This is a genomic window from uncultured Demequina sp., assembly GCF_913055775.1.
Classification (GTDB): Bacteria; Actinomycetota; Actinomycetes; order Actinomycetales; family Demequinaceae; genus Demequina.
On record NZ_CAJXJX010000020.1, the window covers coordinates 18,150 to 29,086 of the forward strand.

Sequence of the window (10,937 nt, forward strand, 5' to 3'; positions counted from 1 at the left end):
GCCCACGGGTGGCGTGTGCGGGCGGTCATGGTGACGGCGGGTCATCGTCGGACGGGGGCGGCTCAGGGGCCGGCGCAGGCGGGGTGGCGGCATTGATGCAGGTCAGGACAGGGAAGTTCACCGGGCCGATGCCCGTGAGGCTGCCGCCGAAGGCGACGCTCAGCTGCGCGTACGCCAGGTTCGTGTAGTCGGTTCCGGTGATCAGCTGGCTGTCGTAGTCGTACAGCGTGTAGGCGTAGTCGAGGTCCACGGCTGCGGGCGTGGTGGGCGCCGGGAGCGAAGCCGCACCACCGTCGAGCCGCTCGCACAGCGCGTACTGGACGCGCGGGGCGTACGCGGGGCTGCCCGCCGCCGGCGCCAGCTGGACGGCGGGGCCGCAGTAGGACGGCGTCACGGTGGCGCACCACTTGGCGTACACGGCGCTTGAAGCGTTGTGCTGCTGGGCGATCGGGAAGGACGTGGTCGAGGTCGTCGCGGTGGGCGATCCGACGAAGTAGCGGATCTCGTACCAGACCGCCGGCAGCCCCGTCAGCGCCTCGAACGTGGGCGCGGTGACGGTCGACAGCGGGACCCGGCAGGCCTGGTCGCCGTCGAGCTCGCACACGGTGCCCACCGAGTACGGAGCGGTCACCACAGGGGTGGGCGGCTGGGTGCGCGGCTGCAGGGTGACGTCCGCCCTCGTCTCGCCGAAGGATCCGGTGGCCGACGGCACGCGGCTGATCGCGCACACCGTCCTGACCTGCTGAGTCCAGGGGGTCAGCCCGGTGAACGTCACGTCAACGGGGCCGGCGCCCACGCCGGCCGTCTGGACGGTGCAGGTGTCGCCGTTCACCACGCCCACGTCGACCTGCGAGCCGGTGCCGCCGAGCCCGATCTCGACCCGGACGGTCGCGCTCGTGAGAGCGGGCTGCGCGTAGGTGATCGTCGACGTCGGGGTGACGGTCGGGCGTCCCACGCCGTTGCCCTGCAGCGAGACCGCGGCGCCGTTCGCCACGGCGCCGTCGACCGGCGGGAGGTCGTGCACGGTGACCGGCGTCAGCAGGATCTCCTGCGGGGTGTTCGACCCGAGCGCATAGCCGGCGACCGTCTGCACCCCGGTGCCGGTCACGGTGTGACGCAGCGGCTGGCCGGTGGCGCTCGTGATGACGACCTCGCGCGTGGTCGGATCCGACACGGTGAAGGTCAGGTCGACCTGCTTGCCCGCGCCCGTGGTCCTCGTGGGCGACGCGCTCGCGCCGGTGAGGACCGCCGGCGGCGCGTACGACCACGCCGTGGTGGACACTCCCGCGCGCGACTCGCCCACGGCGTTGAACGCGCGCGCCACGTACTGGCGCTGATCCCCGTTGACCGTGCCGGCGATCGCCGCGCAGAGACCCGCGGCGTCGCACGTGGCCACCTGGCGCGTGCCGTCGTAGATCGCGAAGCCGCTGAGGGCCGGGTACGCCGCCGCCGCCGGGCCGGGGGTCACCGCCAGGCCCACCGTTCCGTCGCCGAACGACACCTGCCGCACCTCCGAGGGGGCGGCGGGGAATCCCTGCAGGTCGACGAGGACCGAGCCCAGCCGGTCGCCGCCGCTGAGGCGGCCCTGGGCGTCGCGGACCACGAAGGAGGCCTCGCACACCGCGCCGGGGGTCTCGGCATTCCAGGTTGCCCGGATCGCCTGAGCATCGGTGATCGAGAACTCGACGGTCGGGCACGCGGCGGACGCCGAGACCGACACGAGCTCGAGCGGGACGTCCGGCAGCGGATTGACCTCGCCCGATCCGCCGATGACGCTCACGGTGCAGCCGGTCCCGGTCGCCTGAGAGCACGTCTGCGCGACGGTGGCACCCTTGGGCAGCTCCGACGGCGCGGGGCCCACCTCGAGGGTCAGCGACACGGGCGCGGTGTCGGGATCGGAACTCAGCGAGACGGTCACGGCGTCCGCGCCTCCCGGGATGGCCTCCCGCGAGCGCGCGCTGATCGTGAGCACGGTTCCTTCGCGCGACACGTCGAACATCGCGTCCCGGTACACCGCCTCGATCTGCACCGGTCGCGCGGCGGCTCCCGTGGGCCACGACACCATGCTCGTGAGGTTGAACGTCGTGGTGTCGCCGGGTGACAGCTCGATGGCCGCGCCGGTGAGGATCGGCTGCGGGATCTCGGCGATGATCGTGATCGGCACCGGGAGCACCGTCGGGTCGTCCTCGCCGTCGATGAGGACCGGCACCAGGCACGTGTCGGTGTAGGGCGCCCCCTGGCCCGCGCTGTAGCGCACCGACGTCCCCGCGATGTACCGGCACGAGCCCTCGGCGCGCGAGCCCGAAGCAGCGACCCCGTCGGGGTCGATCGCCACCTCGACGCCCTCGGGCAGCGCGATCAGGTTGAGCAGGTCAAAGGTCACCGAGGCTCCCTCGTCCACCTGGACGGGCTCGAACGTGTCCTTGAGAGCGACGCGGATCTCCTGCTCGCCGGGCACCTTGAGGAACCCGTACGACGTGACCTCCTCGCCGGCGAAATTGACGCCGTCGACCTGAAAGGGGATGAGCCGTCCGTCCTCCGGGAGAGGTCCCGAGATGCTGCGTCCGTCGACGTCGAGGTCTGCCTGCGAGCCCCACAGCGACAGCGTCAGGTCATCGGCGTCTCCCGCGCCCCAGGACACCTTGTCCGTGAGCACGTCGACGCCCGACACGAACGTCTCGCGGGTCTCTGCCGTGAGCACGGTGTCCGCCACGATCGGGACGTCGGCGACGGGCTCGCGGACGGCCTTGACGATGATGCGGCCGATCGCGGTCGAGCCAGCGGAGTTCCGCACGGTGTAGAGGTACGACGAAGTGCCCGGCTCCTCGCCCACGCTCATCTCGACGAGCTCCTCGGTCAGTCCCAGGATCCGGCCCTCGAGCGCGGCGTACTCGACGGAGTCGGGCGTCGCGTCGGGTCGCACGTCGACGAGCTCGAGCTCGCCGCCGGCGAGGTCGATGTCGTTCGCGACTGGGCTGATGCGCACGCGGCGGTCCTCGCCCACCTGCGCCTGGACATAGTCGGAGTAGGCGACCGGACGCGGGTCCACATCCGCGGCGAGCACGCCGACCGCGGCCGTGCCGAGGGCCGTCTGCCCGCGCGCATCCTCGACCGCGTACGTGAAGGACACCTGGCCGGAGAAGCCGGGATCCGCGGTGTAGAGAATCGACTGACCGTCGGGAGCGACGGTCGCGGAGCCCGATGCCGGCTGGGTCTCGACGCGCCGCAGCGTGACCGTGTCGCCGTCGGGGTCGATGCCGGTGCCCACGAATGGCAGGCGCACGGTCTCGCCCGACGCGACGCGCCCGCGCAGGCTGCCGGGCGTGGGCGGCTGGTTGGTGTCGGAGGCGAGCACCGTAACCACCACGCGCGCTGAGTCCAGCTGCGTCGGATACCCGAGCACATACGCGGAGTAGGAGATCTCGTAGAGGCCGGGCGTCTGCGGCGCCAGGTACCTGATCCGCGAGCCCGCAGGGAACGCGAGGCCGGCGGCCGCATCGGCCACCACCGAGCCCGCGTCCAGGGCGACCACGTTGCCCGCCGGACCCACGTCGTTCGCGAGCACCTCGATGTCGGCCTGCGTGCCCACGCGGACCGTGATCGCGTCGTCGACGGCGAGCGGAGTCGCCGGCGACTCCGAGCCCAGCAGGATCACGGTGATCTCGCCTCGCACCCGCGCCTGCTCGCGCCCGGAGCCGTCGGACACCTCGAACGAGACCACGCCGAGCGTGCCGGGCTGGCCATCGGGGGTGTCGCCGCTCAGGCGCAGCGCACTGTGACCGACGATGTCGGCGGAGAGCTGGGCGCCCTCCTCGGGGTCGACGAGCAGATCGCTCACCAGCAGCACGTGCCCGCTCGGGTTGGTCACCGCGGCGAGCACGTCGACCGTGGCGTCCTCGCGCGCCCGCACGAATGCCGTCAGCGGCACCGTCGATAGACGCTCGTCCTCCGGGTCGATCACCGTGATGCGCGCGACGGCTCGGGTCTCGGCCACGCCGTCGGACACGGCGAAGTCGACCAGGTACGACCCCGCCGTCGCCGCCGTGAACGTGAAGCCGACCAGGCCCTCGGCCACCGCGACCGCGGCGGATTCGTCCAGGCCCATCGAGGCCTCGGTCACGGTCAGCGGGCCGCGAGCGCCCATGACCTGGCCCGCGACGTCCACCGTCGCGGTCACGCCGGCCGTCGCGGTCACCGCGACGTCCTCGACGCGCAGCTGCGGATCCGCGAGGACCGAGACCGACAGTCCGCGCGACGCGGTTGCGCCGTAGGCGTCAGCGACCGTCACGTCGACCGGGACCGTGCCCGCCGCGGTCGCGTTGGCGTTGGTGTGCTGGAAGAACACCTGCCCCTCGGGCGACGCCGCGACCACGCCGCTGGTCGCCGCGGTCGTCGCGGACTGCAGGTAGATGGGATCGCCCTCCGGGTCGACCCAGCCCGACAGAACGTCGACGGACACGGTGCCGCCGGGCGACACCTGCGGGCTCGGCCAGCGCATCGCGCAGTCCTCGACGCCGCACCACACCGGAGCGCTGTTGACGTCCGGGGGCTGCACTGTGAGCGTCACGACCGCCTCGCGAGACAGCAGGCCGTCGTCCGCGGTGCCGTCGCTGATGGCGTAGCGGAACGTGGCCGTGCCGACCGCATCGGCGGCGACGTCCACGACGATCGCCTGGCCGTCGTCGCCCACCGCGACCGTGCCGAACTCCGGCGGGAGGCCCTCGACGGTGTCGGGCGCGACCGTCAGCACGTCGGCATTCGCGTCGACGTCGTTGAGCAGGACGGGAAGCAGCACCTGGCGGCCCGCGCGCACGCCGAAGTCGTCGTCCCGCGCGACCGGGGCGCGCGGCTCGGTGACCTGCGTCGCCACCTCCTGGTCCGCATCGGACTGCGCGGTGTCCTCGCTCGCGACCCAGGCCTGGGACGAGCGCACCAGCTCACCCGAGGGCACCGACCACACCCAGCCGGAGCGCGACTCGTTGAGCACCAGGCGCGAGCCATTGCTGCGCAGGACCGGAGCGCGGCGCTCGGCGAGCGTGCCGTCGGCGTAGTCGAGAGCGCTGGTCGCGCCGGTGGACATCCACAGCGTTCCCGGACCGGTGCCCGCGGGCAGCCACGCGGCGACCACGTCGCCCGTGCCGGGCATCGGCACTGGCTGCGCGGGCTGGCCCAGGGACAGCTCCGTCGAGCCCTGGACGCGGGACGCCGCGGCGCCGTCGAGCGGAACCGAGATCGCCCCGAACTCGTCGGCGATCACGATCGCCGTCGTCGAGGAGGTGGCCGCCTGCAGCCGGGCGCCCGTGACGGAGCCCGTCGCGACCGGTTCGAGCGCGCCCGCGAGCCACACGAGACCCGTCTCCGGCTCGAGCACCGCCCAGGTCTCGCCCGCCCAGGTGACCTGCGCATCGGCCGCATCGGGCCCGTCGGGCACCGCGACCACGTCGAGGGACTCGCCCCCGGCCTGCGAGACCAGCACCGCCTGGCGCTCGGGCGAATACGCCACCACCCTGCCGTCGTCGCTAACGGACACCGCGACCGCGCGAAACTGCGGGCGATCCTCGTCCTCCGCGACCTCCACCGCCTCGTACGGATCGATGACTCGCGGCGCGGCGGCCGAACCGTCCGAGACCTGACCCAGATAGACCTCGCCCGCCGTGGTGAGGTACGCCACCCAGTCGCCGCTGCTGACCACGGCGTCGGTGCCGGCCGGGGTCGCCGTCCTGGTCTCCGCCGCGCCGTCGATGTCCTCCGGGAGGGCGGCATCCACCGTCGTGACGGAGCCCAGGCTGTCCGAGTAGACCAGCAGCCTGTCGCTCGCCTGCACGATCTCCGTCGGAGAGGCCACGGTCTTCACGGTGTCGAGCTCCGACACGAGGGTGTTGACGCGGGCGAAGCGCTGGCCGGTGGCGGTCTGCAGCGCCCACACGGAGGGATCCTCGGCCTGGACCTCGCGCTCGTCGAAGCCCGGTGCGAGCGCCGCGCCCACGACGAGCGCGACGAGACCGGCGGCGATGGTGCCGCGCCACACCCAGCGACGCCGTGCCGCAGGCGACCGGCGTGCGCCGGCGTCCGACGCGTTCACGTCCTACCGACCCACCATGAAGACGATGGTCGCGAGGACCCCCAGCGCCGATGCCCCGGCCACGACCGCGGCGATCGCGATGCCTCGGCCCACGCGCGTCGCCTCGGCCTCGTGTCGCGTGCGGGTGCCCGTGTGGGTGCCGCCCCGGGCGCCGGTCTGCGTGCCGCCACGGTCGGCGCCGCGCACCCGGCGCGACTCGATGGGCACCGTCGAGCGCACAGGGGTGCGGCCGGGAGTCGCGACGACCTGGTCATCGGCCGCGGAGACCGTCGCCTGCGCCCACTCGTCCGTCGGGACGTCGAGCGGCGTGACCGGCAGTCCCAGCTCCTGCTCGACCGACTGCAGCGCCTGACCCAGGGCCAGCGCGCTCGGGTGCCGGTCGGCCGGCATGCGCTTGAGCCCGTCCGCGAGCGCGTTCTCGAGGCTCTCCGGGACGTCGTCGCGTCCGGTCGGCGTGTACCGCGCCTTCACGATGCGGGCGCGCATCTGCGCCTCGTCGCCGCGACGGCCGTCCGGGCCGTCGAACGGCGCGCGCTGGGCGAGCAGCGTGTAGATCGTGGCGGCGAGCGACCACACCTCGGTCGCGACGGTGCCGGAGGTCTTGCGCTCCACCACCTCGGGCGCGCTCCACGGCGGCGACATCGCGATCGAGTCGTCCTCGCCCTCGGCGAGCGCGGTCGCGACGCCGAAGTCCGACAGCACCGGCTGGCCGAAGGACGTGACCAGGATGTTCGACGGCTTGATGTCGCGGTGCAGCATCCCAGCGCGGTGAGCGGCCTCGACCGCAGCCGAGATCCGGATGCCGATCGACAGCACCTCGCGGACCGAGACCTTCTCATTGCGGTAGCGGTTCGTCAGCGACGCCGGGCAGTACTCGGTGACGATGAAGGGGCGCCCGTCGGAGGAGACCGATGCCTGGTAGACCGTGAGGATCGCCGGGTGCGCGCTGAGGCTGGCCATGATGTCCGCCTCCGCGGCGAGGGCCCGCACTCCGGCCTGATCCTCGATGCGGCTGAGCAGCACCTTGACGGCGACCAGGCGGCGCGGCATCTCCTGCTGGAACAGGAAGACGTCCGAGAATCCCCCGGATCCGAGCGGGCGCACGTAGGTATAGCCCGCGAGCACGGGCGGGCTCAACGCTTGCCGACGGGCCACGGATCCTCCCGCATCACCTCGTGCCACCGCATGTGGAGCCCCTGGACTTCGAGGGTGTGGGGCCCCTGGAACTCATGCGACTCTACTTGACAGCAGGGGGCCTACCAAGGAACCGGGCCGCTGCTGTGAATTTGTCCACGGCAGCCGTTATCGGCGTACTTGCGAGGTTCGCGCGTCCGCGCGACCCGAGTCAGTCCTCGTACTCCTCGATGGGCGGGCACGCGCACACCAGGTTGCGGTCGCCGTAGACGTTGTCGATGCGCGACACCGGCGGCCAGTACTTGTCCTGGCGCAGGCCCGCCACGGGGAAAGCGGCCTGCTCGCGCGGATACGCGCGGTCCCAGCCGTCGGCGACCACCGCATCGGCCGTGTGCGGCGCCCGGCGCAACACCGAATCCTCGGCGGCCACCTCGCCGCGCTCGACCGCCGCGATCTCTTCGCGGATGACCAGCATGGCCTCGACGAAGCGGTCGATCTCCGCGAGATCCTCGGACTCGGTGGGCTCGACCATCAGCGTTCCCGCGACCGGGAAGGACATCGTCGGGGCGTGGATGCCGAAGTCGATGAGGCGCTTCGCGATGTCCTCTGCGGTGATGCCGGTGGCCTTGGCGAGCGGGCGGACGTCGAGAATGCACTCGTGCGCCACCAGCCCGTTGGGCCCGCGGTACAGCACCGGGAAGGCGTCGCCGAGTCGCGCGGCCACGTAGTTCGCGGCGAGCACCGCGGTCTCGGTGGCGCGGCTCAGGCCTTCGTGGCCCATGAGCGCGATGTACGCCCAGGTGATGGGCAGGATGCCCGCCGAGCCGAACGGCGCCGCGCTCACCGGCGCGCCGTGACGGCGCAGCTCCGCGGGGCGCTGGATGGTCTGGCGCAGCGCGGGCAGGTACGGCACCAGGTGCTCCGCGACCGCGACCGGGCCCACGCCAGGACCGCCGCCGCCGTGGGGGATGCAGAACGTCTTGTGGAGGTTGAGGTGGCTCACGTCGCCGCCGAAGTGGCCCGGCTTGGCGATGCCCACCAGCGCGTTGAGGTTGGCGCCGTCGATGAAGACCTGGCCGCCGGCCTCGTGCACCGCGGCGCACACGTCGCCCACGTGCTCCTCGTATACGCCGTGCGTCGAGGGGTAGGTGATCATCATCGCGGCGATGCGGCCCTCGTGAGCCGCGAGCTTGGCGTTGAGGTCCTCAAGGTCGACCTCGCCATTCTCGGCCGTCGCGACCACCACCACGCGCAGTCCCGCGAGGACCGCGGAGGCGGCGTTGGTGCCGTGGGCCGATGCGGGGATCAGGCACACGTTGCGCTCGGCTTGTCCGTTGTCGCGGTGGTAGGCGCGGATCGCGAGCAGGCCCGCGTACTCGCCCTGGGCGCCCGAGTTGGGCTGCACGGACACGGCCGCGTAGCCCGTGATGTCGGCGAGCCAGCCCTCGAGCTGCGCGATCATGTCGCGGTAGCCGGCGGTCTGGTCGCTCGGCGCGAAGGGGTGGATGCGGGCGAACCCGGGCCACGAGATGGGTGCCATCTCGACGGCCGCATTGAGCTTCATGGTGCACGAGCCCAGCGGAATCATGGTGCGATCGAGCGCGAGGTCGCGGTCCGCGAGCTTGCGCATGTAGCGCATGAGCGACGTCTCCGAGCGGTGCTCGTGGAAGATCGGGTGGGCGAGGTACTCGCTCGTGCGGCGCTGCGAGCGCGGGATCGCCACCCGGGGTGCGGTGTAGACGGCGTGACGCTTGACCGCGGTGACGGCCTCGACGAGATCGTCGAGGATCTCGAGGCTCGTGACCTCGTCGCACGCCACCGCCACGTTGTCGTCGTCCACGCGGCGCAGGTTGATGCCCGCGGCGGCGGCGCGCGCGATGACCGAGTCCGCACCTCCAGGAACCTCGGCCACGACGGTGTCGAAGAAGTGCTCGTGCTTGACGCGCACGCCGGCCGCACCCAGCGCATCGGCCAGCGTCACGGCCGTCGCGTGGACCTGCTGTGCGATCGCTCGCAGACCGTCGGGGCCGTGGTGGATCGCGTAGAAGCCGGCGACGATCGCGAGCAGCGCCTGCGCGGTGCAGATGTTCGACGTGGCGCGGTCGCGGCGGATGTGCTGCTCGCGGGTCTGCAGCGCGAGGCGGTACGCCGTGCGGCCGTCGACGTCGACGCTCGCTCCCACCAGGCGACCGGGCAGCTGGCGCTCGAGGCCCTCGCGCACGGACATGAAGCCGGCGTGGGGACCACCGAAGAACAGCGGGACGCCGAAGCGCTGGGCCGACCCCACCGCGATGTCCGCCTCGAGCTCGCCCGGCGCCTTGATCATCGTGAGCGCGAGCAGGTCGCACGCGATCGTGACGAGCGCGCCCACCGCCTTGGCGGACTCGATCAGGGGCTCGGGCTCGCGCAGGACGCCCGTGACGCCGGGCTGCTGGATGACCAGGCCGATGAGATCCTCGGGGGCCTCCCACGCCTTGCCCAGGTCGTGGACCTCGAGCCTCAGCCCGATCGCCTCGGCGTGCGCGGAGACCACCGCGACGGTCTGCGGCAGGCACTCCGAGTCGAGCACTACGACGCCCTCGTCCTTGCCCTTGACGGCGCGGCGCATGAGGAGGACGGCCTCCGCAACCGCGGTGGCCTCGTCGAGCAGGCTGGCGCCCGCGACGGGCAGGGCCGTGAGGTCGGACACCATGGTCTGGAAGTTCAGCAGCGCCTCGAGCCGGCCCTGGGAGATCTCCGCCTGGTACGGCGTGTAGGCGGTGTACCAGGCAGGGTTCTCGAGGATGTTCCGGCGGATCACCATGGGCGTGATGGTGTCGAAGTAGCCCTGGCCGATCATCTGGATGTGGACCTGGTTGCGCTGGGCGAACGACTGCAGCGCGTTGAGCGTGCCGTTCTCGGTCAGCGGGTCCGGCAGCACCAGGACGTCGTCCTGCCGGATCGACTCCGGGACTGCGGCCTCCGCGAGCGTCGCCAGGGACGGGTATCCCACGGCGTCCAGCATGGTCGCGATGGCGGTCTCGTCGGGTCCGATGTGCCGGTCAGCGAAGGAGGTCACTGGCCCATTGTGTCGCAAACACCCTGGACGCGACAGGCAGGCACGCGGGCACCGCTGTTGGGCGGCGCCGTTGAGCCCGCTTCTACCGGTTCTGCACACACCTGGGGCTCGTGCGCCCGCTGAGAAGGGTGCGACGCACCACACGTCCCGCCTTCACCACCGGTCCCACCCGTGTGCAGAACCGGTAAGGGTGGGGGTGTCGGTGGGCACGGCGGGCCGATGCGGTCGTCGCGTGGGCGCCCGGACGTGCGCCCCGTACGCTGTGGCCATGGCCGAATGGGATCCGAACAGCGGCAAGGTGCGCCCCCGGTGGGAGGTCAGCTTCAGCCCGTGGTGGGTGTTCGTGGGCTGCGTGATCGCCGGCGTCATCTGCGCGGCGCTCGTGTTCTTCACCGTGCTGCTGGGATCCGAGGGCGCGGGACCGACCGAGGGAACCCTGTTCGAGAGCGGGATCGCGCTGCTGGGACTGATCGTGGCGGTGTTCATCCTGGTGGGACCGGTCCTCGCGTGGGGGCTGGGATTCCTGCTTCGCGCCAACCCCAACACCAACGTCCACGTGCTCGCGTTCGCGGCCCTGGGCCTCGCCGTGGGCTTCATGCTCGGCAACCTTGTGGGGGCGGGAGCGCTGATCGCACCCGCCGCCGGCGTGGGCGCCGGGGTGGG

3 protein-coding genes and 1 pseudogene are annotated in these 10,937 nt (G+C 72.2%); 1 reads left to right on the top strand and 3 read right to left on the bottom strand.

The window, feature by feature from the left end; all coding sequences use genetic code 11:
• Nucleotides 1–25 precede the first annotated feature (25 nt).
• The 3 genes from QZ483_RS03525 to gcvP all read right to left on the bottom strand — a co-directional run bounded on the left by QZ483_RS03525 (nt 26) and on the right by gcvP (nt 10,274).
• A complete protein-coding gene (locus QZ483_RS03525) occupies nt 26–6,082 on the bottom strand; it encodes an Ig-like domain-containing protein (protein WP_297081606.1) in 6,057 nt (2,018 codons plus the stop codon).
• A 3-nt stretch (nt 6,083–6,085) separates the two neighbouring features.
• Nucleotides 6,086–7,237 carry a serine/threonine-protein kinase gene (locus QZ483_RS03530; RefSeq protein WP_297081607.1) on the bottom strand — a complete coding sequence of 384 codons (1,152 nt, stop codon included), beginning with the start codon at nt 7,235–7,237 and terminating at the stop codon, nt 6,086–6,088.
• A 190-nt stretch (nt 7,238–7,427) separates the two neighbouring features.
• The gene (gcvP, locus tag QZ483_RS03535; protein ID WP_297081608.1) at nt 7,428–10,274 is read right to left on the bottom strand and encodes an aminomethyl-transferring glycine dehydrogenase; all 2,847 of its coding nucleotides are present in this window, start codon (nt 10,272–10,274) and stop codon (nt 7,428–7,430) included.
• A 268-nt stretch (nt 10,275–10,542) separates the two neighbouring features.
• On the opposite strand from gcvP, the pseudogene QZ483_RS03540 reads away from it, so the two are divergent.
• Nucleotides 10,543–10,937: pseudogene (locus QZ483_RS03540) on the top strand (hypothetical protein); the annotation flags it as partial.